22 protein-coding genes are annotated in these 25196 nt (G+C 59.4%); 17 read left to right on the top strand and 5 right to left on the bottom strand.

The window, feature by feature from the left end; translation table 11 throughout:
* Nucleotide 1: 1 nt before the first annotated feature.
* The 8 genes from AB4Z23_RS21935 to AB4Z23_RS21900 all read left to right on the top strand — a co-directional run bounded on the left by AB4Z23_RS21935 (nucleotide 2) and on the right by AB4Z23_RS21900 (nucleotide 9509).
* Complete coding sequence (locus AB4Z23_RS21935) at nucleotides 2-793, top strand: glycoside hydrolase family 16 protein (protein ID WP_441360765.1); 792 nt, start codon at nucleotides 2-4, stop codon at nucleotides 791-793.
* Between the two features lie 60 nt (nucleotides 794-853).
* Complete coding sequence (locus AB4Z23_RS21930) at nucleotides 854-2035, top strand: glycosyl transferase family 1 (RefSeq protein ID WP_035199901.1); 1182 nt, start codon at nucleotides 854-856, stop codon at nucleotides 2033-2035.
* A gap of 17 nt (nucleotides 2036-2052) precedes the next feature.
* Nucleotides 2053-3051, top strand: coding sequence for a glycosyltransferase family 2 protein (locus AB4Z23_RS21925; RefSeq protein ID WP_004431741.1), 999 nt, complete (start codon nucleotides 2053-2055; stop codon nucleotides 3049-3051).
* Nucleotides 3048-3992, top strand: a complete 945-nt coding sequence (locus tag AB4Z23_RS21920; RefSeq protein ID WP_004431738.1) for a glycosyltransferase — start codon at nucleotides 3048-3050, stop codon at nucleotides 3990-3992. The genes AB4Z23_RS21925 and AB4Z23_RS21920 overlap by 4 nt, the downstream gene beginning before the upstream one ends.
* The gene (locus AB4Z23_RS21915) at nucleotides 3992-4987 is read left to right on the top strand and encodes a glycosyltransferase family 2 protein (RefSeq protein WP_441360764.1); all 996 of its coding nucleotides are present in this window, start codon (nucleotides 3992-3994) and stop codon (nucleotides 4985-4987) included. Before AB4Z23_RS21920 ends, AB4Z23_RS21915 begins: the two co-directional genes overlap by 1 nt.
* Before the next feature lie 81 nt (nucleotides 4988-5068).
* Nucleotides 5069-5974: a UTP--glucose-1-phosphate uridylyltransferase gene (locus AB4Z23_RS21910; RefSeq protein WP_004431732.1), complete on the top strand. Its 906-nt coding sequence runs from the start codon at nucleotides 5069-5071 to the stop codon at nucleotides 5972-5974.
* Nucleotides 5975-6081: 107 nt separating this feature from the next.
* Nucleotides 6082-8430 (top strand): polysaccharide biosynthesis tyrosine autokinase, encoded by a 2349-nt coding sequence (locus AB4Z23_RS21905; protein ID WP_004431729.1) that lies wholly within the window; start codon nucleotides 6082-6084, stop codon nucleotides 8428-8430.
* 134 nt (nucleotides 8431-8564) lie between these two features.
* Nucleotides 8565-9509: a 2-hydroxyacid dehydrogenase gene (locus AB4Z23_RS21900; RefSeq protein ID WP_025595240.1), complete on the top strand. Its 945-nt coding sequence runs from the start codon at nucleotides 8565-8567 to the stop codon at nucleotides 9507-9509.
* Between the two features lie 18 nt (nucleotides 9510-9527).
* Here AB4Z23_RS21900 and AB4Z23_RS21895 read toward each other — a convergent pair whose 3' ends face one another.
* The gene (locus tag AB4Z23_RS21895; protein ID WP_004431725.1) at nucleotides 9528-12503 is read right to left on the bottom strand and encodes a PAS domain-containing protein; all 2976 of its coding nucleotides are present in this window, start codon (nucleotides 12501-12503) and stop codon (nucleotides 9528-9530) included.
* A gap of 317 nt (nucleotides 12504-12820) precedes the next feature.
* Between AB4Z23_RS21895 and AB4Z23_RS21890 the strand changes: the two genes are divergently transcribed.
* The 3 genes from AB4Z23_RS21890 to AB4Z23_RS21880 all read left to right on the top strand — a co-directional run bounded on the left by AB4Z23_RS21890 (nucleotide 12821) and on the right by AB4Z23_RS21880 (nucleotide 15877).
* Entirely contained in the window at nucleotides 12821-13819 is a 999-nt protein-coding gene (locus AB4Z23_RS21890; RefSeq protein WP_004431723.1) for an ABC transporter substrate-binding protein, read from the top strand.
* A 122-nt stretch (nucleotides 13820-13941) separates the two neighbouring features.
* On the top strand, nucleotides 13942-14829 hold the full coding sequence (locus tag AB4Z23_RS21885) for an ABC transporter permease (protein ID WP_004431720.1): 888 nt from the start codon (nucleotides 13942-13944) through the stop codon (nucleotides 14827-14829).
* On the top strand, nucleotides 14822-15877 hold the full coding sequence (locus AB4Z23_RS21880) for a quaternary amine ABC transporter ATP-binding protein (RefSeq protein WP_025595241.1): 1056 nt from the start codon (nucleotides 14822-14824) through the stop codon (nucleotides 15875-15877). The genes AB4Z23_RS21885 and AB4Z23_RS21880 overlap by 8 nt, the downstream gene beginning before the upstream one ends.
* Here the strand turns inward: AB4Z23_RS21880 and AB4Z23_RS21875 are convergent.
* Nucleotides 15874-17103 carry a TIGR03862 family flavoprotein gene (locus AB4Z23_RS21875; protein WP_035199900.1) on the bottom strand — a complete coding sequence of 410 codons (1230 nt, stop codon included), beginning with the start codon at nucleotides 17101-17103 and terminating at the stop codon, nucleotides 15874-15876. The two genes, AB4Z23_RS21880 and AB4Z23_RS21875, sit on opposite strands and share 4 nt — an antisense overlap.
* A gap of 66 nt (nucleotides 17104-17169) precedes the next feature.
* On the opposite strand from AB4Z23_RS21875, the gene AB4Z23_RS21870 reads away from it, so the two are divergent.
* The 3 genes from AB4Z23_RS21870 to AB4Z23_RS21860 are packed head-to-tail and all read left to right on the top strand — an operon-like array spanning nucleotide 17170 to nucleotide 19116.
* Nucleotides 17170-17757: an IMPACT family protein gene (locus tag AB4Z23_RS21870; protein ID WP_019566553.1), complete on the top strand. Its 588-nt coding sequence runs from the start codon at nucleotides 17170-17172 to the stop codon at nucleotides 17755-17757.
* Nucleotides 17758-17812: 55 nt separating this feature from the next.
* Nucleotides 17813-18481: a pseudouridine synthase gene (locus AB4Z23_RS21865; protein ID WP_004431711.1), complete on the top strand. Its 669-nt coding sequence runs from the start codon at nucleotides 17813-17815 to the stop codon at nucleotides 18479-18481.
* Between the two features lie 8 nt (nucleotides 18482-18489).
* Nucleotides 18490-19116 carry a class I SAM-dependent methyltransferase gene (locus AB4Z23_RS21860; RefSeq protein ID WP_004431708.1) on the top strand — a complete coding sequence of 209 codons (627 nt, stop codon included), beginning with the start codon at nucleotides 18490-18492 and terminating at the stop codon, nucleotides 19114-19116.
* On the opposite strand, the gene AB4Z23_RS21855 is transcribed toward AB4Z23_RS21860, so the two are convergent.
* Nucleotides 19117-19302: a hypothetical protein gene (locus AB4Z23_RS21855; RefSeq protein ID WP_004431706.1), complete on the bottom strand. Its 186-nt coding sequence runs from the start codon at nucleotides 19300-19302 to the stop codon at nucleotides 19117-19119.
* 188 nt (nucleotides 19303-19490) lie between these two features.
* Here AB4Z23_RS21855 and AB4Z23_RS21850 point away from each other — a divergent pair, with 188 nt between their 5' ends.
* Both AB4Z23_RS21850 and AB4Z23_RS21845 read left to right on the top strand, forming a co-directional pair.
* Nucleotides 19491-20720 carry a PQQ-dependent sugar dehydrogenase gene (locus AB4Z23_RS21850; protein WP_441360763.1) on the top strand — a complete coding sequence of 410 codons (1230 nt, stop codon included), beginning with the start codon at nucleotides 19491-19493 and terminating at the stop codon, nucleotides 20718-20720.
* A gap of 86 nt (nucleotides 20721-20806) precedes the next feature.
* Nucleotides 20807-21823, top strand: coding sequence for a DNA topoisomerase IB (locus AB4Z23_RS21845; protein WP_035199899.1), 1017 nt, complete (start codon nucleotides 20807-20809; stop codon nucleotides 21821-21823).
* Between the two features lie 3 nt (nucleotides 21824-21826).
* Here AB4Z23_RS21845 and AB4Z23_RS21840 read toward each other — a convergent pair whose 3' ends face one another.
* Nucleotides 21827-22549: a response regulator transcription factor gene (locus tag AB4Z23_RS21840; RefSeq protein WP_004431697.1), complete on the bottom strand. Its 723-nt coding sequence runs from the start codon at nucleotides 22547-22549 to the stop codon at nucleotides 21827-21829.
* Nucleotide 22550: 1 nt separating this feature from the next.
* Entirely contained in the window at nucleotides 22551-23786 is a 1236-nt protein-coding gene (locus AB4Z23_RS21835; RefSeq protein ID WP_019566558.1) for a GAF domain-containing sensor histidine kinase, read from the bottom strand.
* Between the two features lie 295 nt (nucleotides 23787-24081).
* Between AB4Z23_RS21835 and AB4Z23_RS21830 the strand changes: the two genes are divergently transcribed.
* Complete coding sequence (locus tag AB4Z23_RS21830) at nucleotides 24082-25098, top strand: ABC transporter substrate-binding protein (protein ID WP_441360762.1); 1017 nt, start codon at nucleotides 24082-24084, stop codon at nucleotides 25096-25098.
* Nucleotides 25099-25196 lie beyond the last annotated feature (98 nt).

The following is a 25196-nucleotide window of genomic DNA, read 5'->3' as shown; positions in this document are numbered from 1 at the left end:
AATGACAACATTTGTCACCCGCGTTCAGACACGCATTCTTCTCGCCGCCACCCTGCTGGCGACACCCTTCACGACACCGAGCCAGGCACAAGAAGGCAACGGTGCATCCTTCATCGAGAATTTCGATCAGATGGACCGGTCGTTCTGGTACGTCTCCGACGGCTGGAACAACGGTGCGCATCAGAACTGCACCTGGTCGAAGAAACTGGCCACGGTGGAAAACGGCCAGCTGACGCTTGGTTTTGAGGAAGCAAAGTCCGGCGACCGCAACTTCGCCTGCGGTGAAATCCAGACCAAGGGGCGTTATCGCTACGGCACCTATGAAGCACGGATGAAAGCCGCTACCGGCTCCGGATTGAACTCCGCCTTCTTCACCTATATCGGCCCGACCGACAAAAAGCCCCATGATGAAATCGACTTCGAGGTTTTGGGCAAGAATACGGGCAAGGTACAGCTGAACCAGTATATTTCCGCCAAGGGCGGCAATGAGAAACTGGTGCCGGTAGAAGGCGGAGCTGATGCTGGCTTCAACGATTACGCCTTCGTGTGGGAGCCTCAGCGCCTGCGTTACTACGTCAACGGCAAGCTCGTTCACGAAGTCACGGATGAGACCAAGATTCCGCAGAATGCCCAGAAGATTTTCTTCAGCCTGTGGGGAACCGACACGTTGAAGGACTGGATGGGTGCCTTTTCCTATTCCGGCGCAACACAGATGATTGTTGACCGCTTCGCCTTCACGGCGCTCGGCGACAAATGCCAGTTTCCCGAATCCATCGCCTGCGCCCTTAACTGATTGCTTTTTTAAACCTGAGCCTCGGCGTCCTTGACGTATGAAACCAACCGGAACCCATGCATGATCCATGTTCTTTATCTCGCGCATGATCTGTCGGACCCCGCCATTCGCCGGCGGGTGTTGACCTTGCTTGCGGGCGGCGCGCGGGTCACGCTGGCGGGCTTCCGGCGCGGACAGAACCGGCTTGCAGAGATCGAGGGCGTGGTGCCGGTCATTCTCGGAGAAACCGCCGATGGGCGGTTTCTTCAGCGCATGGCAGCCGTCGCCAAAGCCAGCCTCTCGCTCGGCAAAACATTACGCGGCATCCCCATGCCCGACGTCATTCTTGCCAGAAACCTGGAAATGCTGGCTCTCGCAAAACGGGCCATGTCGCTTTACGACCGCCAGCCGGCACTGGTTTACGAATGTCTCGACATTCACCGCCTGCTTCTCAATGAGGGCAAGCCGGGGCAGCTTCTCAATGCGGCCCAGCGCTATTTCGCCCGGGATGCCAAGCTGCTGGTGACGAGTTCTCCAGCTTTCGTCGAGCATTATTTCAAACCCGTTTCCGGCCTGAACCTTCCCGTGCTGTTGCAGGAAAACAGGGTGCTGGCGCTTGATGCCGCTGTAGCAGCCACCCCACAACCGCGCCCACCTGCCCCCGGCGAACCGTGGAAAATCGGCTGGTTTGGGGCGCTTCGCTGCCGCAAATCGCTCGAAATCCTCGCCGATTTTGCAAGGCGCATGGATGGCAAGGTCGAAATCATCCTGCGCGGCCGGCCGGCCTATTCGGAATTTGCGGATTTCGATGGTTTAGTGGCTGCCGCGCCGCATGTGCATTTCCACGGGGCCTACAAAAACCCTGAAGATCTGGCCACCATCTATAATGAAGTGCAGTTCACCTGGGCGATCGACTTCTTCGAGGAAGGCCAGAATTCAAGCTGGCTGCTGCCCAATCGGCTCTATGAGGGATGCCTTTACGGCACCCTGCCGATTGCACTTGCAGGCACGGAAACGGCTCGTTTCATCGAAAAGCGCAATATCGGTTTTGTTCTGCAAAATGCCGGTGCAGATGATCTGGCCGCTCTTTTCAACACTATGACTCCACAAACGTATACGGACGCCTTCGACGCCCTCTCGGCACTCGATAAGAAACAATGGCTGACCGACCGCGACGATTGCCGTCAGCTGGTCCAGCAATTGTCCTCTCTTACAAAATCCGCTTCCGGCCATGCCCGTGAAGCTGCGTTTTCACCCGTGTAGTGCGTAGGGGGCAAATCATGGAAGGTCTTGGTCATTCCGGCATCAGAACTCTGATCGTCATTCCCTGCCTCAACGAGGCAAAGACGATCGAGGCGTTGCTGCGAAAATTCACCGGCGCGATGGATGGGCGTATTTTCCGCATCGTTGTTGCCGATGGCGGCAGCACGGACGGCACGCGCGACATCGTTTCCGCCTTCGCCGTAACGGATGACCGCGTTACGCTCCTTCCCAATCCCAAGCGCATCCAGAGCGCCGGCATAAACCTGGCCGTATCCACTTTCGGCGAGGATTTCGACTACCTCATCCGCATCGACGCCCATGGCGATTATCCGGATGATTATTGCCAGCGGCTGATTGAAGACGCGGATCGCACCGGCGCGGATTCCGTCGTGGTCGCCATGGATACGGTCGGGCACGGCCTGTTCCAGAAGGCGACGGCGATTGCGCAGAATTCCAAACTCGGCAATGGCGGCTCAAAGCACCGCGAAGGCGCCAAGGGACACTGGATCGACCATGGCCACCACGCGTTGATGCGGATCGCCGCCTTCGACGCGGTCGGTGGTTACGATGAAAGCTTCAGCCACAACGAGGATGCCGAACTGGATTTCCGGCTGCGCAAATCCGGTTTCCGTATCTGGATGACCGACAAGACCCGCATGACCTATTATCCGCGCGCTAGCGTCATGCCTCTGTTCAGGCAATATCTCGCCTATGGCCGTGGCCGGGCAAAGAACCTGCTGAAACATCGCTCGATCCCGAAGATCCGTCAGATGATTCCGCTGGCTGTCCTGCCGGTCTTCGTGCTTGCCCTGCTGTCGCTTGTGCATTGGGCAGCACTTATTCCGCTTGGCCTCTGGATCGCCGCATGTGTGGGTTATGGCTTGTGGATGGCAATAGGTCAGAAAAACCCATACGGCCCGCTCGCCGCCTTTTCCGCAATGGTGATGCATCTGGCGTGGTCCACCGGCTTCTGGCTGGAACTCCTGAAATTCCGGGGAAAAAAGGCTGTCTCATGACCGACCTCATCGTCACCGAACCACACAATTCAAAGACCGTCGATATCGGCATCTGTACCTACAGACGTCCGGCGCTGGTCGCCACACTTCTGTCACTGTTCGAACTGGAAGTGCCCGAAGGCGTGACAGTTCGCCTGATCGTTGCCGACAATGATGAGGAACCAAGTGCCAAGGCAAGTGTGGATCGGCTGCGCGAAACTTCGCCTTTCGAGATCGCCTATGTCCATTGCCCGAAATCGAATATCTCGATTGCCCGCAACGCCTGCCTCTCTGAGAGCCGGGCGGACTATCTGGCCTTTATCGACGATGATGAGACCGCCCCGCCGCACTGGCTGGCCGCACTTATGGAAAAGGCAGGCGAAACCGGCGCGGATGTCGTTCTTGGCCCAGTGACGGCGGTTTACCGTGAGAATGCGCCGGGCTGGATGAAACGTGGCGATTTTCACTCGACCGTGCCCGTCTGGGTGAATGGCGAGATCATCACCGGCTACACCTGCAACACGCTTCTCAAGATGGACGCCCCATCGGTAAAGGACCGGCGTTTTGCGCTGGCGCTCGGCCAGAGCGGCGGTGAGGACACGCATTTCTTCTCGCATCTCCATGCTTCGGGCGGTCGCATCGTCTTTGCGCAAAAGGCCGTGCTCTCCGAGCCGGTGCCGGAAAACCGCGCCCGTTTCATGTGGCTTGCCAAACGTCGCTTCCGCTCCGGCCAGACCCATGGCCGTGTGCTTGCCGAAAAGAAACCCGGCGCAAGACGCGTGATGCAGGTGCTGAAGGCAGGATCGAAAGTTCTCTATTGCGCCGTCTTTGCCGCGCTGAACGGTTTCAACGCCGTGCGCCGCAACCGCTATGCCCTGCGCGGCGCCTTGCATCTCGGCTCGGTAAGCGGCGCCTTCGGAGTGCGCGAAATCCGCCAATACGGCGCGGTGGAGGCAACCTGATGGAGAACCTTAACCCTCAGCCCGATATCAGCTTCGTCATTGCCGCCTATAATGCCGCAGAGACGATCGAAGCCGCCATTCAAAGTGCGCTTGAMCAGCAGGGCGTGACACTGGAGGTGATCGTCGTGGACGACCGCTCCGCCGACGAGACGATCTCGCTCGTCGAGGCCATTGCGGCCAACGATCCGCGTGTCCGGCTGCTTGCGCTTGAACAGAACCTCGGACCGGGAGGCGCGCGCAATGCCGGTATCGACGCAGCAACCGGACGCTTTATCGCAGTTCTCGATTCGGACGACGTCATCCGCCCCGACCGTTCCGCCTGCATGATGTGCCGGGCAGATGCGGCCAATGCGGTGATCGCTGTCGACAATCTCGATGTCGCCTATACGGACGGCAGGCCGATGGAAACGATGTTCGCAGAGGAGTTTCTGGAGGAAAGACCCGTCCTTACCCTTGAGGACTTCATTTCCTCCAACATCCTTTTCCGCTCCACCTTCAACTTCGGCTACATGAAGCCGATGTTCCGGCGCGATTTCCTAAATAGCGAGGGATTGCGTTTTCGCGAGGACATCCGCATCGGCGAGGATTACATCCTGCTTGCCTCGGCGCTTGCCGCCGGCGGCCTTTGCGTCATCGAGCCGAAACCGGGCTACATCTATAATATTCGCGAGGGTTCGATCTCGCGCGTCCTCGAAATCCACCACGTCGAAGGAATGATGCGGGCGGACCAGGAGTTTCTGAGCCACTACGCGCTGTTGCCCGCCGCCATGGATGCGCAGCAGGCCAGAAGCCGTAGCCTGCAACTGGCCCGTAACTTCCTGACATTGGTGGAAGACATCAAGCGCCGCTCGATTATCGGCGCGCTGAAGACAACGATCAGAGATCCCGCCGTGCTGGGGCATTTGAGAATGCCCATTGCCGTGCGGCTGAAGAGGTTGCGGAACGCGATGTTTGCGCCCGCGGCAAATACTGGGGTGAAAAGGCAGATTTCGTAAAATTTGTGAGCGGACAAATCTGTACGCGAAAAATCTGCAAGCGGACTGGGGACAGATCAAACCTTGATGAAGGAGAACGCGATGGACCTGAACAAAACTGTCAGAAAAGCCGTCATTCCCGTAGCCGGCAACGGCACGCGGTTTTTGCCCGCCACCAAGGCGATGCCGAAGGAAATGCTCACGATCGTCGACCGGCCGGTCGTGCAATATGCCGTCGATGAGGCCATGCAGGCCGGCATCGAGCACATTATTTTCGTAACCAGCCGTAACAAGACCGCCATCGAAGACTATTTCGACAGCGCGCCCGAGCTTATCAACACGCTCACCCGCTCCGGCAAGACGGTGCAGGTGCTGCAGCTTGAAAAGATGCTGCCAGTCGCAGGCACAGTCAGCTACACCCGCCAGCAGGTGCCGCTCGGCCTCGGCCACGCGGTTTGGTGCGCGCGCGAACTGGTGGGCAAGGAGCCTTTTGCGCTGCTTTTGCCTGATATGGTTTCCTATGGCGCACGCGGCTGCATTGCCGGGTTGATGGAACTCTACGACGAAGTCGGCGGCAATATCCTCGGTGTTGAGGAATGCCTGCCGGAAGAAGTGTCATCCTACGGCGTCGTTGGTGTCGGCCAGAAGGTCAATCACGGCTTTGCGGTGACCGAAATGGTCGAGAAGCCGGAACCATCCAGGGCGCCTTCGAATTATTATCTCAACGGCCGTTATATTCTGCAGCCGGAAATCTTCGACATTCTCGCCAAACAGGAGCGTGGCGCGGGCAACGAAATCCAGCTGACTGACGGCATGAAGCGGCTCGCTGAGAAGCAGGCCTTCCATGCGCAGAAGTACAGCGGTCGCACATTCGACTGCGGCAGCAAGCAGGGCTTCATCGCCGCCAATGTCGCTTTCTCGCTGATGCGTGCCGACATGGAGGCGCAGGTTCTCGCTTCCGTCAAGGAACTCGTCGCAAACCATGAAAGCCGCGTTCAGGCGGCCTGACTTTAATCGTGCTGCCGGGGAGGCGGTCGGCACATCAATAACGGGGGGCGGGAAGCCGAGCGTTGCTCGGCTTCCCGCGTACCATTTTTAATTCACAAGGTAGGTCCATGCACCACAAGACCTTTAAATCCAGCATCGGTTTTCCGGATCCCGGCAAGGATGCCGACACATTTATTGACCTCGATCGCCTCTGGGCAGCCGTGGTGCGCCGCGCCAATGTCATTGCCGCCTCGGTCATCGCCGCTGTGGTTCTGGCCGGCCTTTATCTGGTGCTTGCAACCCCCGTTTACACCGCGATGACTCAGGTGCTTCTGGATGAAAGCCTTTCCCGTTACGCGGAAGAGGAATCGCCGGTACCTGCCGCCCAGATCGTCGACAACCGTATCGCCAGTGCTGTGGAAATTCTGAAATCCAAGGAAATGGCGCTGACCGTGGTCGACAAGGCCAAGCTCGACGAGAACGACACCATCGTCAATCCGTCGCTGTCGCCGGTCGATCTCGTGAAATCTTCCGTGCGCGGTATCGTCGATCTCATCCTGCCCGGAGATCCGCCGGCCTCCGAAGCGGCAATCCGCGCCGGACGCCGCGAAAAGGCAGCCGCCGTGCTGCAACAATCGCTGATCGTAGAGCGTGTCGGCCGCAGTTCGGTCATCGCCATTTCCACCCGTTCGACGGATCGGCAGCTTGCCGCGCTCATCGCCAAGACCTATGCGCAGGCCTATCTGACCGAACAGCTGAACGCCAATTTCGACGCCAGCGAGCGCGCTTCTGTGTGGCTTCAGGAGCGCATGAGCGACCTGAACCAGCGTGCGCAGGCCGCCCAGCTTGCCGTCGAAAAATTCAAGACGGACAATAATATCGTTTCTTCGCGCGGCGAGCTCATGTCGGAAGGCCAGTTGGCCGATCTCAACGGCCAGCTGATTGCCGCGCAGGCGGATGTCGCGACGGCTGCTGCACGTTATGGCCAGTACAAATCCATCATCGACCGGGGACCGGATGCAGCGGTTGACAATGCAGTCGTTTCCGCACGGGATGCCGATAACTCGGTCATTCAGGACCTTCGCAAGCGCTACATCACGATCTCTGACCGATTGCAGGGCGTCGTCCAGCAATTCGGCGCCGACCACCCTCAGGCGGTAGCGCTGGAGAGTGAGAAGAAAGAAATTGCAAGGCAGATATTCCAGGAACTGCAGCAGGTTACGGGCAGCCTGAAGAACGAATACGACGTCTCCAATTCCCGTGTGCAATCGCTTCGCGACAATATCGACCGCGTGGCGGGCCGCAATTCGCAAGCCAATATCACTATGGTGCAATTGCGTGAGCTGGAGCAGCGGGCAACCGCTCTGCGCACACTCTACCAGTCCTACCTCGGCCGCTTCGAAGAAGCATCCCAGAAGCAGTCGCTGCCGATCGCCAAGGCCCGCATCATCTCCGAAGCGGGTCTGCCGACAGCTCCGTCCAGCCCGAAAAAGACGATGACCATGGCGCTTTCCGTCATTCTCGGCCTTATGCTGGGCGGCGGCATCGCAGCGCTTCTTGAGTTCCGGGATCGCTTTTTCCACACCGGCAACGATGTGCGCGACAATCTGCGCATGCGTTTTCTGGGCTACCTGCCCTTTATCGGGGAACGGGGTGCAGAAACCGCAAAGTCGGGTACCCCTGCCGCCACCCCCGGCAGCGAGAGCACGACCATCGACGAAAACGGTCAGGTCTCGTTCCAGAAAATGCTGCGCCTTGCCGTCGACAGCCCGCGCTCAAGCTTTGCCGAGACGCTGCGCAACGTGAAGCTGACGGCTGATGTCGTTATCCAGGAACGCCAGTGCCGGGTAATCGGCGTCATCTCATGCCTGCCGAACGAGGGTAAATCGGTCGTGGCGCTCAATCTCGCCGGTCTGATCGCCTCCACCGGCAAGCGCACGCTTGTGGTGGATGCCGACATCCGCAACCCCGGCCTCAGCCGCATGCTGACAACGCGGCAATCCGCCGGTCTGGTGGAGGTCGTGCTTGACGAGATACCGTGGACGCAGGCAGTGAAGGTCGATACCCGCACGAAAATGGGCATCCTGCCGGTTTCCACCAGCAACCAGTTTGCCCATTCAAGCGAGCTTCTTGCCTCCTCCGGCATGCGCAAATTCATCGAATCGGCGCGTGAGGCCTGCGACTACATCATTGTCGACCTTGCACCCGTCGTTCCCGTCATCGACGCTAAAGCCTTCGCACCGCAGGTCGATGGTTTCGTCTTCGTTACGGAATGGGGCAAGACGCCGATCCAGATGGTGCAGAACCTGATGGCCAACGAACCGCAGATTGCCAACAAGACGTTGGGGATCGTGCTCAACAAGACCGATATGACGGAATTGCAGCGTTATGCAGGCCCCGGTGGTTCTGAGCACTATCACGAGACATTCGCGGCCTATTACGGCGACGCCAAACCGCCGGTGAAGGAAAACGCCTGAATGGTGTAGCGGCCCGGTGCAAACCGGGCCGCTTTTTTTTTGCAGCTCAAATTTTGCYATCCAGCCTATGGCGTTGCCCGCAAAATTACGCATTGATGGCGACCAACCAATCGCCAGCAAGCAGGACCAGTTTCATGCCATCACCCATCGCCCTTGTTTCGCGGATGAATGCGCAAGCGGAAGCCATCTGGAAGCAAGCGCTTCGCGACGCCATGCCGGAAGAGGAAATCCTCTCCTTTTCCGAATTAAGCGGGGAGCAGAAACGCGCGGTGGACTTCGCCATCGTCGCCAATCCCGATCCAGCCGATATTGCAGCCTTGCCGGGTCTTTCGTGGATTCACAGCCTGTGGGCGGGTGTCGAACGGCTCGTTCTGGAACTGGGAGACAAGGCGCCGCCGATCGTGCGGCTGAAAGACCCGGAGCTTTCACGCGTGATGGCGGAAGCCGTGCTGGCATGGACATATTACCTGCAACGCGACATGCCGGCCTATCGCGTAAACCAGCAAAAAGCCCTCTGGCAGGAACTCGATTATCGGCATCCGGGCGAGATGACCGTCGGCCTCCTCGGCCTCGGCGCGCTCGGAACGGCTGCGGCGCAACGCCTGCTTCATGCAGGCTTCAACGTTTCCGGCTGGAGCCGCTCGGCCAAGGCAATCGAGGGAGTGGCAACGCTGACGGGCGATGACGGGCTGGGGGACTTGCTGGAAAAAAGCGACATTCTCGTCTGTCTGGTGCCGCTGACCGATGCGACGCGCGGCCTTCTGAATGCCGACCGTCTCGGCGCCATGAAAAAGGGAGTCGCACTCATCAATTTCGCCCGCGGAGCCGTCGTCGTCGCCGATGACCTGATCGCGGCGCTTGATTCCGGCCAGCTTTCGCATGCGGTTCTCGATGTCTTCGAACAGGAGCCGCTACCTCACGCTTCCGCATTCTGGCAGCACCCGAAAGTGACCGTCCTGCCACATATTTCCGCGCCGACAAGCCGGGAAAGTTCAGCGAAAATAGTGGCAGGCAATGTCAAGACATGGCGTGAAACAGGTACGCTGCCGGAAACGGTCGATATGACGCGCGGTTATTGAGACAGGATGGCGGGCGGTTTATTCGCCCGCCATCGTGTTTGCCGTATGGGCCAGTTCGACAGCTGAGACGATCTGCTGTTCGTCATAGGGCTTGGTCAAAAGCACTGCCGTTTCCGGCGCCCCGTTCGGCAGTTGGTTGTCTCCCGTGGCAAACACGATGGCTAGTCCCGGTTTCCGGCGCAATGCCTCAACCGCCAGCTCGCCGCCCTTCATGTCCGGCAGGCCTATGTCGGTAACGAGAACATCGATCTCTTCCGTCTCGATCGCCTTTAGCGCCTGCACAGCATTTCCGGCCTCGACGACGGCAAAGCCGTTATCGGCCAGCATCTCGGTCGAATTCATCCGGATCAACTCGTCATCCTCAACAAGAAGCACGCAAACCGATCTGGTCTCGTCTCCGACGACCTGCGCGGATTCGGGGGTTTTGGAATGACGCGGTGATGATACCGGCCTCGTCTTGGCGAGAGAAACCTGCTTGCGATTGGCGATGACATGGCGGATGCGCCGCGCCAGCGCTTCGCGCGTGTAAGGCTTGGAGAGCAGTTCCACCCCGGAATCCAGCTTGCCGCCATGCACGATGGAGTTTTCCGTATAACCGGATGTGAAGAGAACGGCGAGATTAGGCAACCTTTCCTGCGCCCGGCGCGCCATTTCCCGGCTTTTCAAAGGTCCCGGCATCACCACATCGGTGAAGATTACGTCAATCGGAATGCCGCTTTCGACCACCGTCAAACCAGCCTGCGCATCGCGGGCAGTGAGCACGCGGTAACCGAGATCGCTCAGTGTCTCGACGACGGTGCTGCGCACCTCCTCGTCATCCTCCACCACAAGGATCGTTTCCGTGCCACCCTCGACGGGGCCGGTCGGTATCACCACTTCCCTGTCCTCGTCGGCGGCGGATCGCGGTAGATACATCTTCACCGTCGTGCCCTGCCCCACCTCGCTATAGATGTTGACATGGCCACTGGACTGTTTTGCAAAACCGTAAACCATCGAAAGGCCGAGACCGGTGCCCTTGCCTTCCGGTTTCGTCGAAAAGAACGGCTCGAACACCTTTTCCAGAATGTCCGGCGACATGCCCGATCCGGTATCGGTAACAGCCAGCATGACATATTGCCCCGGCGAGACTTCCGAATGCTTGCGCGCGTAATCGCGATCGAGAACCGCATTGCCGACCTCGATTGTCAGCTTGCCGTGCCCTTCCATGGCATCACGCGCATTGATCGCCAGATTAAGGAGAGCGTTTTCCACCTGGTTGGGGTCGGCATAGGTATTCCACAGGCCGCCGGAGGTGATGACCTCAACCTCGATCGCCTCACCAAGCGAACGGCGCAGGAGATCGTCCATGCCGGTAACGAAGCGGGAGATGTTGATAACGCGCGGTTCCAGCGCCTGACGACGGCCAAAGGCCAGAAGCTGGCTTGCAAGCTTGGCACCGCGATGAACGCCGGCCAGCGCATTTTCCAGCCGCCGTTCGGCACGCTCGTTGCCAATCACGTCCTTTGACAGCAATTGCAGATTGCCCGCGATTACCTGAAGAAGATTGTTGAAATCATGCGCGACGCCACCGGTCAACTGGCCGATGGATTCCATTTTCTGCGCCTGCTGCAACGCTCTTTCGGTCTGGCGGCGCTCGGCGATTTCCGTCTCGACCCGCGCTTCCAGCCCTTCATTCAATTGGCGAAGCTGCTCTTCCGCTCTTATGCGGTGGCGAATCTCGCGTTCCAGATTGCTGGCATGTTCTTTAAGCGTGTTCTCGGCCAGCCGCTGTTCGGTGATATCCGTGTGGACACCCACCCATTCCGCAATATCACCGGAATTGTCGAAAATCGGAACGCCACGGATCGCAAATGTGCGGTAGACGCCGTCATGGCGGCGAACGCGATGCTCCCAAATATAGGTCGCCCGCGCGGAAACGGCTTTTGTCCAGCTTTCCAGCGAATGGTCCCTGTCTTCGGGATGAACCGCTTCGACCCAGCCGAACCCCTGATACTCGTCGAAGCTCTGCCCGGTAAGTGCACCCCACGCAGGCTGCTCACCCAGCATCATGCCGTCGGCGGTATTGGTCCAAAGCACGCCGTGGACCGCATCAACAGCGGCGCGGAAACGGTTATTGCTAAGCACGATTTCGTGCTCGGAACGTTTCCGGTCCTCGATATCGATGATCAGCACATAAATGCCGTCAACCGAACCATCTGCGATATAGCGGGGAACATAACGGATTTCGGCGGCTCGCTTGCTGCCATCCGGTCTGCTGATCACCGTATCCGAAACGATCTTTTCGCCGCCGAGCGCACGATCGAGATAGGCCCTGCGCGAACTGAAGAACGCGTCTCCAACAATTTCCGGAACGCTACGGCCGATCACCTCCTCGGCGCTGCGGCCGAACCACTCCAGATAACCGTCATTGGCGAATTTATAGACATAGTCGCGATCGACATATCCCACCAGGATTGGCAGGGCATTGGTAAGCCGGCTCAGCTCCTTGCGGCTCTGCTCCAGCGCCTCCACGGCCTTCACCTTTTCGGTGTTTTCAAGCACCGTGCACAGGACGCCGTCCACCGCGCCGCCATCATTGTAGATCGGCGTATAGAACAGATCGAAGATCACCTCTTCCGGCTGACCGTGCCGCATCAGCGTCATCGGCTGGTCGCGATAAGCCATGACCTCGCCACGAAAGCCAGCCTCCAGAATGCGGCTGTTCCAGTCCCAGATCTCGGGCCAGATACCTGGCACCGTTCCGCCCAGCGCCCGCGGGTGATAATTGCCGGCAATTTCCGCATAGCCGTCATTGTAGATCATCACATGATCCGCACCCCACATCAGCACCTGCGGAATGGGAGAGTTGACGACGGAATTGGCCTTCTGCCTCAAATTCTGCGGCCAGTCGCTAATCGGACCGAGCGATGTCTTCGACCAGTCGAAGCCACGCACAAGCTCACCCGTTTCACCGCCGCCGATCGGCCATACCGGGGCAGCACGAAGATTGGTCATTCAATATCACCACAAAAAAGAGACGAAATTTTCCGTAGTACAGAACGGAATAAATGTCCAAGAAAACAGAAACTTCTGCTTGTTGTTCACGGCTTTTCAGAAGCGCGACCGGCAAGACTGGGGAATTCGCACGCCGCAAATTTCGCAGAAGCACCCCACAAGCGTGATGATTGATTGACGATTGCCATCCTCAATACGCCAAAAACTGCCGCAAACGGAACGGCAACAAAGTAATTATTAACGCTCAATGCGGGTGCTGGCGGTCGCGGTGCCGTCAGCGCCCGGGTCTTCGCACACCGCGACCAGAGGGAACAAAAATGAAAATACTTTTGGGTGCCACAATTCTTTCCGCCGGCTTCGCCCTTACAGGCGGTGCAGCCTTTGCTGCGGACTGTGGAAACGTCACGATCGCCAGCATGAACTGGCAATCCGCTGAAGTCGCCGCCAATCTCGACAAGATCATTCTGGAAAAGGGTTACGGTTGCAGCGCTGAAATCGTCACAGGCGACACCGTACCGACATTGACCTCCATGGCCGAAAAGGGCCAGCCTGATATCGCGCCGGAGGCCTGGGTCAGCCTGCAGCCGGAAATCGTCAAACAGGGACTTGAGGGCGGCAAGGTCGTGGCGGCCGCCAAGATTCTGTCGGACGGCGCTGTGCAGGGATGGTGGATCCCGAAATATGTCGCCGATGCCAACCCCGATCTCAAGACCATTCCTGATCTCTTCAAACATCCCGAGCTCTTCCCCTCGCCTGAAGACAAGGCAAAGGGCGCCGTCTTCAACGGCCCGCAGGGCTGGGGCGGCACCGTCGTCACCGCCCAGCTTTTCAAGGCTTTTGGTGGTGAAAAGGCCGGCTTCACCCTGGTGGACACCGGTTCCGCCGCAGGTCTCGACGGCTCGGTCGCCAAGGCTTACGAAGCGAAACAGCCGTGGGTAGGCTATTACTGGGCTCCGACCTCGCTGCTCGGCAAATATGAGATGGTGAAGCTCGGCTTCGGCACGGAATATGACTCTGCCGAATGGAAGCGCTGCACCTCGGTTGCCGATTGCGCGGACCCGAAGCCCAATGCATGGCAGGTTGACGACGTGCAGACGCTGGTCAGCAAGACCTTTGCCGACCGCGCCGGCCCGGCCATGGACTATCTGAACAAACGCGCCTGGACCAACGACACCGTCAACAAGCTGATCGCCTGGATGACCGACAATCAGGCAACCGGCGAAGATGGCGCGAAACACTTCCTGAAGGAAAACGAGGCTCTGTGGACGGGCTGGGTTTCCCCCGACGTCGCGCAAAAGGTCAAGGCTGCCCTCTAAAAGGGTGGCACGACATATGTGGTCGACAGCTTGGCCCGCCAATGGCGGCGCCCGGCCGTTTTTAAGTTCCGGAGCGCGGCGGATATTGCCCGCCGGCCCCGGTTCGTCGTGGAGAACAGGATATGGATTGGCTTTTCAAATTTCCGACCATGAATGACGATGCCCTGCGTGCGCTGAAGAAAGTGATCGACGAGGGGTTTCGGGGTTTCACCAGAGCCTATGGCGGCACGATAGAGGGGCTGTTCACACCGCTCCAAAGCTTCCTCATCTGGGCGGAAAGGCTTTTGATCGGCACCCCCTGGCCGGTCGTTATTCTTATTGTCGGCGTACTCGCCTGGTTTGCCAGCCGCAGCGCCACCATTGTTGGACTATGTTGCGGTATTCTCTTTGCCATCGGCTGGTTCGGCATGTGGGAAGACACGATGAAGACGATCTCGATGATCTTCGTCTGCGCCGTGCTCTCGATCGTGATCGGTTTGCCGATTGGCATCGCCATGGCGCGGTCCAACCGCCTGCAGAGTATCGTGAACCCCGTTCTCGACGTCATGCAGACGATGCCGAGTTTCGTCTATCTCATTCCCGTCGTCATGCTGCTCGGCATCGGCCGTGTCCCGGGCGTCATCGCCGTGGTGATCTACGCCATTCCGCCGATGATCCGGCTTACCAATCTCGGCATCCGCATGGTTGACCGGGACGTGCTGGAAGCGGCAGACGCTTACGGTTCCTCGAAGCGCCAGAAGCTTTTCAAGGTGCAGCTGCCGCTTGCACTCCCCACCATCATGGCGGGCATCAACCAGACAATCATGATGGCGCTCGCCATGGTCGTCATCGCCTCCATGATAGGTGTTCAGGGCCTTGGCCAGCCGGTTCTGAAGGCCATCGCCAACCAGTATTTCACGCTCGGTGTGTTCAACGGCCTGGCAATCGTCGGCATCGCCATCATCTTCGACCGCATCAGCCAGGCCTACGGCCTTCGCCTGCAAAAACACCGGGAAGTGGCGCATGGCTAGTCAATCGATCGAAATCCGCAGCCTTTACAAGATTTTCGGCTCCAAGGCGGAGAACTACATCGACGCCGTGAAGGGCGGCATGTCCAAGGCGGAACTGAACGCCAAGCACGGCCATGTGCTCGGCCTAAGCGACATCAACATCACCATGCCGGGCGGGCAGATCACCGTGATCATGGGCCTTTCCGGCTCGGGAAAATCGACGCTGATCCGCCACGTCAACCGCCTGATCGACCCGACAGCGGGAGAAATCCTTTATGGCGGAACGGATGTCTGTCGCCTCAACGAAGCGGAACTTCTGGAATTCCGCCGCCACAAGACGGCGATGGTATTCCAGAAATTCGGCCTGCTGCCGCACCGCAACGTGCTGCAAAACGTCGTCTATGGCCTTGAGGTGCAGGGCGTCGACAAGGGCGAGCGGGAAGAAAAAGCCGACGTCTGGATCAAGCGGGTGGGGCTGGAAGGCTTTTCGAGCCATTATCCGAACCAGCTTTCAGGCGGCATGCAGCAGCGCGTGGGTCTCGCCCGCGCGCTGACCAACAACGCCGAAATCCTGCTGATGGACGAGGCCTATTCGGCACTTGATCCACTCATCCGCGTCGACATGCAGACAGTGCTGCTGGAATTGCAGAAAGAGCTGAAGAAAACCGTCGTCTTCATCACCCACGATCTGGATGAGGCTCTTCGGCTGGGAGACAAGATCGCCATTCTGCGCGACGGCGAGATCATCCAGCAGGGTACGGCCGCCGAAATTGTCATGAGTCCGGCAGACAGCTATATCGAAGCCTTCGTGGAAGAGGTCAACCGTGGCCGGGTCATTCGTCTCGGCGCCATCGTCCAGCCGGAGTTTACCGGCCAGTCGCGTCTTCAGCTCGATGCGGACATGACCGTCGAGGAAGGCTTGCGCGCGCTCGTCAGGGAGGATGTCGGCAGTGCCGTGATCATCGGCGAAAACGGCAAGTCACTCGGCTCCGTCACCACGGATGCCATCATGCGCTGCCTCGTCAGGACCACGCCAAGCGCGGAAAAAAAACTGGCCGAGGCCGGTTAGGCCAAGCCGTCGAGCCATTTGGTCATGCCCTTGGCGGCGGCCTTGCCAGTGGCAAAACAGGCGGTCAGCAGATAACCGCCGGTCGGCGCCTCCCAGTCCAGCATTTCCCCGGCAGCAAAAATGCCGGGGAGTTTTTTCAGCATGTAGTTCTCATCGATACCTTGCCAGTCAACGCCCCCAGCCGATGAAATCGCCTCGGCAATCGGTCTCGTCCGTGCAAGCGGTATCTCCGCATGTTTGATTCTTGCGGCGACCAGATCATCCGGCATCGCCGAGATATCGTGAAAGATTTCCCGCAGAAGTCCGACCTTGACGGCGGAGAGGCCCACGGCCTTCCGCAACCGGTTTGCAAAACTCTCCTTGCGGCCAAGCTTTGCCAGATCCCGGCCAAGGCGCTCCACGGTACGTCCCGGCGCCAGATCGACAGCGAGTGTCGCCTTTCCCGTGTGTTCCAGCTGGTCGCGAAGTGCGGCGGAATGGGCATAGATGACGCTGCCCTCAATGCCGTGCTGCGTCACCACGAACTCACCCTGAAACGCTCCGGCCGGGGAAATGGTGGTGACGGATTTCAACGCCTCACCGGCAAAACGCTGCCGGAAGACATCGCTCCAATCGACATCAAAGCCACAATTGGCGGGGCGGAAAGGGTTAAGCTCCACGCCTTCAGCCGCGAGTGCCGGCACCCATGCCGCATCCGAACCCAGACGCGGCCAGCTTGCGCCGCCGAGCGCCAGAAGAACGGCATCGGCCTTCATGAAGACATCGCCCTCCGGTGTCGCGAAAACCAGCCCGTCTGCGGAAAAACCCATCCAGCGATGCCGCGTCTTGATGATAACGCCGTGTGCCTCCAGCCGGGCAAGCCATGCCCGCAACAGCGGCGAGGCCTTCATGACCGTCGGAAACACCCGACCTGACGTGCCGACGAAGGTCTCCTGCCCCAGACCTTGCGCCCAGTGACGCAGCGCGCCGGGCGTGAAATCAACGAGGGCGGCGCGCAGCTTTTGCTCCGCGTCGCCAAAACGGTGGAGGAAAATGTCGTAGTCTTCGGCATGGGTGATGTTGAGACCGGATTTTCCGGCCATCAGCAATTTGCGCGCGACGGTCGGCATGGCCTCGAACACCGTTACGGCATGGCCAGCCGCAGACAGCACTTCGGCCGCCATCAGGCCCGCTGGCCCGCCGCCGACAATCGCGACCTGCCTTGCCTTCTTCAAAACCCGCTCCATCGCATCTTCGCCATTGTGGCCTTATACCGATTTCCGCGCGCGAATATATGCGATATTGAAGCGCGCATGTTCACGCTCGACCGACCCGTCACCTTTTCGCAGGATATCAAGAAAAGCCGCTTCATTGCCTTTGCAGCACCTGTCACTGGCGAGGAGGATGCGAAAAGCTTCCTTGCGGCGCATTCTGACTTCGACGCAAACCACAATTGCTGGGCATGGCGAACCGGCCAGACCTATCGTTTCAGTGACGACGGCGAGCCTTCCGGCACGGCGGGAAAGCCAATCCTTCAGGCTATCGACGGTCAGGCCCTGGACAATGTCGCGGTCCTCGTCATCCGCTGGTTCGGCGGCATTCTGCTCGGCAGCGGCGGCCTCATGCGCGCCTATGGCGGCACGGCGGCGGCCTGCCTTCGGCTTGGCGAGACGTCACCGGTCATCGCCTATGTCAGCGCGACCTTGAGCTGCCCGTTCTCCGATCTGGCCCTGGTAAAATCGCGCCTCGCCGCCACGCAAAACCTGCGAGTGGAAAAGGAGGACTTCACCGGCACCGGCGCGGATATGCAGCTTTCGGTTCCCGTAGAGGAAGCCGAGCGTCTGACACGGCTCATCAGCGATCTGACCAGTGGCCGCGTCAATCTTCATATTCCGGACTAATCATATTGCGCGGTGGGCATCTGGCCCCATGCCCGATTTGTGCTAAGGAAGCGCAATGTCATCTGAGCTTTCCAACCCCGTCTATAATCCGCCGCTCGAACCGTGGCTCACTATCGTGCACCGGGATGACGATCTACTGGTGCTGGACAAGCCGAGCGGACTTCTTTCGGTGCCGGGACGCGATCCCGCGCTCTCCGACAGTCTTTTGACGCGCGTGCAGAAACAGTTTCCAAAAGCACTGATGATCAACCGGCTGGACAAGGATACATCAGGCATCGTGTTGATGTCCCTGAACCGCAAGGCGCACGCGACCGTCGCCGCCCAGTTCGAGAACCGCCAGACCCGCAAATCCTATGTTGCCGTCGTCTGGGGTGAAGTCGAGGGTGAAGAGGGCAAGGTGGACCTGCCACTTGCGATCGACCCCGAGAACAAGCCCCGCCACCGGGTGGACCACGACCATGGCAAGCCGGCGCAAAGCCTTTGGCGCGTGCTGGAAAGATTGCCGCTTCCCGCTACGAGGCTCGCACTTGCCCCTCTCACCGGCCGCACCCATCAATTGCGGGTGCATATGAAGGCTCTCGGCCACCCTATCCTTGGCGATGAATTTTATGCAGAAGGTGAAGCGCTCGCCGCCGCGCCGCGTCTTATGCTGCATGCCGAGGCGGTGGGCTTTCGTCACCCGGATGGCCGCGACGTCACCTATACCGTGCCCTGCCCCTTCTGAGGCCTGCGATGAAAGAACAAGACGAAAGCTTCGTGGTGGATTTTGTTGGCGGTGCGGTCGGTCACCGTTTCCGCTCCGGCGAGGGGCGCGGACAGGCTCTGCCGAAGGCCGCGGGCTTCACCAAAGGCCGCACGCCAAAAATCGTCGATGCTACGGCAGGGCTCGGGCGCGATGCCTTTCTGTTGGCGTCACTCGGAGCCGAAGTTACGCTGATAGAGCGTTCACCCGGTATGCACGCCCACCTTGCTGACGGCATTCGCCGCGCATTGGAGGCGGGTGGAGCCTATGCCGAGGCTGCCTCCCGCATGACGCTGCTGCAGGGCGATTCCCGGCTTCTGCTGAAAGAACTTTCACCGGAGGTGGTGATCGTCGACCCAATGCATCCGCCGCGCCACAACACGGCGCTGGTGAAAAAGGAGATGCGGGTGCTGCGGGAACTGGTGGGATCCGATCCCGATCAGGTAGAGCTTATGGAGGCTGCGCTTGAACATGCGACGAAGCGGGTGGTTCTAAAATGGCCTCTGCGCGCCGAACCTATGCCCGGCATTCGCAAGCCTTCGCACCAGATAACGGGAAAGAACACCCGATATGATGTTTTCATGATTTTCGGAAAATCTCTCGATCCGGAGGACTGATCAGCGGAAGTTCGGCTTGCGCTGAGCGTTCATTAAAAGCTCGTGCCGGGATGCGAATTCTCCGAACAGCCTTCTCAACCGTGTCTCCTCGGCCTTGTCCAGCCGGTAACGGCGGCAAAACTCCGCAACATTGAGAATTGGCTTGGCTCTGTTCCCGTCTATGTTCTTGTTGTCGATGATCTGCATGGCGGCGCCCTCCGTGTAACCAGGGGGAAAACGTAGGCGTGGGCTTGCGGTTCCCTGTAAGTTTACATGGATGAAAAAAGAGGATGCCGCCCGTACACGGCCTCATCAAGTTTTCTTGAAACTATCGCAAGAAACGAATTCCTCCCCAAATGGTTCTCTGCCCGATGCAGACAAAGGAAGGGAGACCCATGTTCCGCAACAACCGATTTCTGAGTTCGACGATGCTATTCGCGCTGCTGGCCGTACCACTTGCCGGCGGCGCCCACGCACAGACCGCCCCGGCAGTCGAGACGAAACGGCCCAATGCGCCGGATCAGAAACCGGCTTTCGAGGGTCAGACCCGTGCGCCGCAAGCCGCCACTCAGCCGGATGTCGAAAAAACCGTCATTGCCGAGGGCCTACCGCATATCTGGTCGATGGAATTCCTGCCCGATGGCCGCATGATCGTGGCGGCCAAGGAAGGCGCAATGCACATCGTCGCAGACGGCAAAGCTGGCCCAGCGGTCGAAGGCGTGCCGGAGGTAGCGTCCGACGGACAGGGCGGTCTGCTCGACATCGCGCTGGCTCCCGATTTCGAAACCTCCCGTAAAATCTTCTTCTCTTTTTCCGAGCCACGGGATGGCGGCAACGGCACCTCCGTCGCATCGGCCAAGTTGACCGAAGAGGGTGGAGCAGCAAAACTGGAAGACGTCTCGGTGATCTTCCGCCAGATGCCGACCTATGATGGCGATAAGCATTTCGGCTCCCGCCTGGTCTTCGGCCAGAACAACGAGCTCTACGTCACCGTCGGTGAACGTTCAGACGCAACGCCGCGTGTGCAGGCGCAGGACCTGTCGAGCGGGCTTGGCAAGGTCTTCCGCATTGATGCCGAAGGCAAGGCCTTCGAGGGCAACCCCTTCGCCGGCCAGCAGAACGCCCTCCCCGAGATATGGAGCTATGGCCACCGTAACCTCCAGTCGGCAGCACTGGATGGACAGGGCAGGCTCTGGACAGTGGAACATGGCCCGAAAGGCGGCGACGAGATGAACCTGCCGAAGGCGGGCCTCAATTATGGCTGGCCGGTCATCACCTACGGTGTCGAATATAGCGGTCGGTCCGTTGGCGAAGGTGCCACCGCCAAGGAAGGCATGGAACAGCCGGTTTATTATTGGGACCCCGTCATCGGCCCGTCCGGCATGGCCTTTTACGACGCCGACCAGATTTCCGAGTGGAAGGGAGCCTTCATCGTAGGCGGTCTGGTGAGCCAGGGCCTCGTCATCCTGCACATTGACGGCGACAAGGTTGCGACGGAAAGCCGATTGCCGCTGGAAGCGCGCATTCGTGATGTGAAAGTGGGTCCGGATGGCGCCGTCTATGCCGTGACCGAAGAGCGCGGCGGCGGCAACTCGCAAATTTTGCGGATCGCCAAGGCCGGCTGAGAAAGTCATGACCGGAACAGCAGGCCGCCGGAACGAAGGCGGCCTGTTTCTCGTTTCCTGCAACCTTAAACCTGCCGGAAAAAACGATGCCACAACCGCCCACCCGCCTTCTTGCCAAAATCGGACTTGCCTATGTCAACGATCAGGAGCCGGGCATAGCCCGAGAAAGGCGCGGGCGCGGTTTCTGTTACCGGTTGCCGGGCGGCGAACTTCTGTCCGATAACGTGGAGTTGAAGCGCATCAAATCGCTCGGCGTCCCGCCTGCCTACAAAGATGTCTGGATATGCATCGACCCATCCGGGCATTTGCAGGCAACGGGCTTTGATGCGCGCGGGCGAAAGCAATATCGTTACCATCCCGACTGGCACGCATTGCGCGGTGAGACGAAGTTCTTTCAGCTGAAAAGCTTCGGCAAGGCGCTGCCTGCCATCCGGCGACGCGCCCTGGCTGACATTGCAAAACAGGATCACGGTCAGGACATGACACTGGCGGCCCTGACGCTGCTTCTCGATGCCGCCTATCTGCGCGTCGGCAACCGTTCTTATCTTGAAACCAACGGTACCTATGGCGCAACCACATTGCTCAAGCGCCACGTGTCCTTCGGCGAGACAATCGAATTGCGCTTTGCAGCCAAGGGCGGGCAGAAGGTGAAACGGCAATTGCGCCACCCGCGCCTTCAAAAAATCCTCGAGGAAATCGCCGATCTGCCCGGCAAGGAGCTGTTTGTCTGGCAGGACAGTGAAAACCGGGTTCACTCCGTCGATTCAAGCGATCTCAACGCCTATCTTTCCCGCGTCGGCGGACAAGGCATTTCTGCCAAGACTTTCCGTACCTGGGGCGGAACGCTTGCGGCCTTCTGTCATGCGATGGAACATGTGGCTGCGGGTGAAAAACCCAGCATCAAGGGTATGTGTCAGGCAGCGGCGACGGAACTGTCCAACACACCCGCCATTTGCCGCAAGAGCTACGTACATCCTACCGTTCTCGATATAGCGACGGAGGAGAAGGCGCAGAAGAAGCTTGGCCGTATTCTGAAGGTGGGCGCAAAGCCGGTCTCGGGCCTCAGGGCCGATGAAAGACGTCTGCTTGCCTTCCTGCCGTGATAATCAGCGGCCAGTCGCCCATTCGCCCAATTCCCGCTCGGCCCTTTCGAGCGCGCTGTAATTCAACAGCTTGCGCAGGAAAGCGACGGTGACGGCGCGGGTTCGAAGATTATAACGGCCTTCCGCCTCGTCATCACCGGCCGCCTGATGGACGTTCAGCTTTTCGTAGAGGCTTTGCAGCCGGTTCTGCACGCTGCGCAACGAAAGGTTACGGCGGCGCGCAATCGCCTTGTCCGTCAGGCCCAGCGCAACATCAACAAGGATTTCATATTCGGAATCGGTGAAGCCATGCGCCTTGCCAAGGCTTTTTTCCTGTAGGCCGCGCACTTCCCTGTCGATCACGCATTGCGCCTCGATGAAGATGCTGCGCAACGCCAGCCGCAACCGGTCGTCAGATGCTGATTTCAGCACGTAGCCATAGGCAGCACCTTCGGGCACGATGCGGGAAACACCGCGCACATAGGCCTCGTCGGAATAGTTGGACCAGAACAGGATGCGGGTGTCCGGCCGCTCCTTCCAGATGGTGCGCGCCGCCTCGATGCCGTTGCGTTCGTTCATCTGCAAATCCATGACGATATGGGCGGCGCGGTTTTCCCGCGCCAGCTTTTCGCCGGTTCTGCCGTTTGCCGCCTCCAGCACCTTGTCGCATTCCGGCAGGGCGGCTCTCACCGCCTCGTTCAGATAGGCGCGGTGTAGCGCATCGTCCTCAACGATCAGCACATCCATGTCATATTTCCTCCCGCCGGTCGAAAGCGCCTTCCGGCAACGTCACGGTAATGCGGGTTCCAGCGTCTTTGCCATTGCCACCAATATCGAATCTGGCTGAAATCAGCCGTGCCCGCGTCTTCATGTTGCCGATGCCTAGTCCACCAGAGACAGCCCCCTCGCCACGGCCGCTACCGTCATCGCTCACGGTCACCCGCAACCCGCCATCCGTTAACGACAGTGTCACCGCAATCGTTTCCGGCTGCGCGTGACGGATGGCGTTGTTGACCGCCTCCTGCACGATGCGGAACAGCGAGATGGCAACGGTCTTGTCGAGTGTCTCAACAAGACCGTCCGTCTCGTCCGTAACCGACCAGTCGATAGAAGAGCCGCTGTCGCGCACGGAGCGATCCACATAGGTCTCGATGGCCTGCACGACGCCGAACAATTGCAGGATGGAGGGTTTCGCCTCCTCAATGATCTCGCGCAGATCCTGCATGCAGTGCTGCAGGCTGCGCACCACCGGTTCCAGCATCTCGCCCGACACGTCCGGTGCGTGGCTCATCCGCTCGATGCGCCGTGCAAGCCGCGTCAGGTCCGCCAGCGTCTGGTCGTGCAAATCCATGCCGATCCGCTGTCGCTCGGCCTCCAGCGCTTCGGTCAATTGCAGGGCACCCAGCCGCAACCCCTCCTCGCGGGCATTGGCGCGCGCCTCCTCGATCGCAGACCGTTTGGCCTGTTCGGCGGCGCGGATGGCGTAAAAATAGGGCGCCAGCAAATCCGCAACCGCGCGGGCATTGGCGACATCCTCCATCGTATAGGCATCCGACTGGTGCGAGGAGCAACTGAGCGCGCCGATAATGTCGCCATGCACCTTCATCGGCACGTGCAGGCGGCTATGCAGATCAAGCTCGATGATCGGGCTGGAAAATGCGCCTTCGAAATGGAAGCGCGGATCGGCGCAGGCATCGCCGCTCAAAAGATATTCCACCTCGCCCGAGAGCACGGAACGGATGGGACTGCCGGACAGAAGGGCGGGCGGCTGGCGGCTCCAGGCGCTTGCCAGACCGCTTTCATAGGCGATGTGAAATTTGTCATCCAGCTGCTTGATGCAGACATCCATGTGGACGTGAGGAATTATATGGGTGATTTCGGTAGCGACCGCCTGAATGATGGCGTTGAATTCGAGCTGCCCGGCGAGCAGCCGCGAAATGCCCATGTAGTGATGGAAAAGAGCGCTTTTCGGCGTATCCAGCATGTGCGGACACCCTCCCAAGCGCCTGCCTTGTCAACTTGTGGCGGCGCGACCTGCCCCGTATCGGCTATTCTGCGCCCGGCGGTGGCGTTTCGTCCTGCGGGTTCCCGCATCCTTTCTGCGGAAACCCGCAGGAAGATTGCCGTTATCCGCCTGTACAAGCCAAACCTTCTTGGTCATTCTCGCTTTTACTGGGGAAAGGAGCTCCAGTGCAAAGGAATTCCGCCTGCCGCCGAGGAGATTTGCGGGAAAGCGGGTTCCGAGCTCAAAAAGGGCAAGCCACCAGGGAGGAAAATCAATGGCTTTCAGAAMGATGCTTCTGGCATCGGCCGCTGTCGCATGCGCAGCTTTGCCGATCACCGCTCACGCCGATACCTCGGCTAAAAAAATCGCGCTTTCGAACAATTACGCGGGCAATTCCTGGCGTCAGGCAATGCTGACGAGCTGGGACAAAATCACCAAGCAGGCAGTTGCAGACAAGCAGGTCGCTGCCGCTGACGCCTTCACGACAGCCGAAAATCAGGCGACCGAACAGGCGGCGCAGATCCAGAACCTCATTCTTCAGGGTTACGACGCCATCGTCATCAACGCCGCCTCGCCCACCGCTCTTAACGGTGCTGTCAAGGAAGCCTGTGACGCCGGCATTACCGTCGTCTCGTTCGATGGCATCGTCACCGAGCCTTGCGCCTGGCGTATCGCCGTTGATTTCAAGGCGATGGGCGCAAGCCAGATCGACTATCTCGCCAAGGCGATGCCGAAGGGTGGCAACCTGCTCGAAATCCGCGGCCTCGCGGGCGTTTCGGTGGACGATGAAATCCATGCCGGCATCGTCGACGCCGTCGCCAAGAACCCGCAGTTCAAGATTGTCGGTTCGGTCAATGGCGACTGGGCGCAGGACGTCGCACAGCGCGCTGTCGCCGGCATTCTGCCGAGCCTTCCCGAAGTTGCGGCAGTCGTGACGCAGGGCGGTGACGGTTACGGTGCAGCACAGGCTTTTGCCGCCGCCAAGCGCCCGACACCCACCATCGTCATGGGCAACCGCGAAGACGAGTTGCAATGGTGGAAGCAGCAGAAGGATGCCAGCGGCTACGAGACCATGTCGGTCTCCATCGCCCCCGGCGTTTCCACGCTCGCTTTCTGGGTGGCGCAGCAAATCCTCGACGGCAAGGATGTCAAAAAGGATTTGACCGTACCTTTCCTGCGCATCGATCAGGGCAATCTTGAGGAAAACCTCAAGAACACCCAGAAGGGCGGCGTCGCGAATGTGGAATATTCACAGGAAGACGCCCAGAAGGCCATCGCCTCCGCCAAATAGGCCGGACAATTTCCGGACACAAGCGATTGCGGCGCTCCCTGAACGGGCGCCGCAACTGCCACCTATATTATCCAAGTTTCAGATCACTGGCGTGAATG

Origin of the sequence: Agrobacterium sp. MCAB5 (assembly GCF_052114365.1) — a bacterium.
Lineage (GTDB): Bacteria > Pseudomonadota > Alphaproteobacteria > Rhizobiales > Rhizobiaceae > Agrobacterium > Agrobacterium tumefaciens.
This window is presented reverse-complemented; position numbering and strand designations above follow the sequence as displayed.

Excerpts from the sequence above, each read along its gene's own strand:
- AB4Z23_RS21935 (WP_441360765.1), top strand. The coding sequence starts at position 2 with ATGACAACATTTGTCACCCGCGTTCAGACACGCATTCTTCTCGCCGCC.
- AB4Z23_RS21930 (WP_035199901.1), top strand. The coding sequence starts at position 854 with ATGATCCATGTTCTTTATCTCGCGCATGATCTGTCGGACCCCGCCATT.
- AB4Z23_RS21925 (WP_004431741.1), top strand. The coding sequence starts at position 2,053 with ATGGAAGGTCTTGGTCATTCCGGCATCAGAACTCTGATCGTCATTCCC.
- AB4Z23_RS21920 (WP_004431738.1), top strand. The coding sequence starts at position 3,048 with ATGACCGACCTCATCGTCACCGAACCACACAATTCAAAGACCGTCGAT.
- AB4Z23_RS21910 (WP_004431732.1), top strand. The coding sequence starts at position 5,069 with ATGGACCTGAACAAAACTGTCAGAAAAGCCGTCATTCCCGTAGCCGGC.
- AB4Z23_RS21905 (WP_004431729.1), top strand. The coding sequence starts at position 6,082 with ATGCACCACAAGACCTTTAAATCCAGCATCGGTTTTCCGGATCCCGGC.
- AB4Z23_RS21900 (WP_025595240.1), top strand. The coding sequence starts at position 8,565 with ATGCCATCACCCATCGCCCTTGTTTCGCGGATGAATGCGCAAGCGGAA.
- AB4Z23_RS21895 (WP_004431725.1), bottom strand. The coding sequence starts at position 12,503 with ATGACCAATCTTCGTGCTGCCCCGGTATGGCCGATCGGCGGCGGTGAA.
- AB4Z23_RS21890 (WP_004431723.1), top strand. The coding sequence starts at position 12,821 with ATGAAAATACTTTTGGGTGCCACAATTCTTTCCGCCGGCTTCGCCCTT.
- AB4Z23_RS21885 (WP_004431720.1), top strand. The coding sequence starts at position 13,942 with ATGGATTGGCTTTTCAAATTTCCGACCATGAATGACGATGCCCTGCGT.
- AB4Z23_RS21880 (WP_025595241.1), top strand. The coding sequence starts at position 14,822 with ATGGCTAGTCAATCGATCGAAATCCGCAGCCTTTACAAGATTTTCGGC.
- AB4Z23_RS21875 (WP_035199900.1), bottom strand. The coding sequence starts at position 17,103 with ATGGAGCGGGTTTTGAAGAAGGCAAGGCAGGTCGCGATTGTCGGCGGC.
- AB4Z23_RS21870 (WP_019566553.1), top strand. The coding sequence starts at position 17,170 with ATGTTCACGCTCGACCGACCCGTCACCTTTTCGCAGGATATCAAGAAA.
- AB4Z23_RS21865 (WP_004431711.1), top strand. The coding sequence starts at position 17,813 with ATGTCATCTGAGCTTTCCAACCCCGTCTATAATCCGCCGCTCGAACCG.
- AB4Z23_RS21860 (WP_004431708.1), top strand. The coding sequence starts at position 18,490 with ATGAAAGAACAAGACGAAAGCTTCGTGGTGGATTTTGTTGGCGGTGCG.
- AB4Z23_RS21855 (WP_004431706.1), bottom strand. The coding sequence starts at position 19,302 with ATGCAGATCATCGACAACAAGAACATAGACGGGAACAGAGCCAAGCCA.
- AB4Z23_RS21850 (WP_441360763.1), top strand. The coding sequence starts at position 19,491 with ATGTTCCGCAACAACCGATTTCTGAGTTCGACGATGCTATTCGCGCTG.
- AB4Z23_RS21845 (WP_035199899.1), top strand. The coding sequence starts at position 20,807 with ATGCCACAACCGCCCACCCGCCTTCTTGCCAAAATCGGACTTGCCTAT.
- AB4Z23_RS21840 (WP_004431697.1), bottom strand. The coding sequence starts at position 22,549 with ATGGATGTGCTGATCGTTGAGGACGATGCGCTACACCGCGCCTATCTG.
- AB4Z23_RS21835 (WP_019566558.1), bottom strand. The coding sequence starts at position 23,786 with ATGCTGGATACGCCGAAAAGCGCTCTTTTCCATCACTACATGGGCATT.